A 318-nucleotide genomic window follows, 5' to 3' on the forward strand; every position below is an offset into this window, starting at 1 on the left:
TATGAGAACTGCCGTCGACAAGGTGGGCCGCGGCAAGCAGCGCCAGGTCAACATCCGCTTCTCGGCGATGGTCAGCCACTTCCTGTTCGAGGCTGAGTTCTGCAATCCGGCGTCCGGCTGGGAGAAGGGCCAGATCGAGAAGAACGTCCAGGATGCCCGACACCGGCTCTGGCAGCCGATACCAAACGTGCCATCACTGGACGCGCTGAACGAGTGGCTGGAGAAGCGGTGCCGGGAGCTGTGGGCAACGGCAGCCCATGCGACCCAACCAGGCACCGTTGCCGAAATCTGGTCCGAGGAGGTCCGTCATCTGATGGC

General features: G+C 63.2%; 1 protein-coding gene. It reads left to right on the forward strand.

Going from position 1 to position 318, the window contains the following annotated elements; translation table 11 throughout:
• Positions 1-318 (forward strand): IS21 family transposase (locus ACZL02_RS24370; RefSeq protein ID WP_472941273.1); only part of this gene is annotated, 318 nt, incomplete at both ends.

This window comes from Mesocryomonas fontinalis (assembly GCF_055730125.2).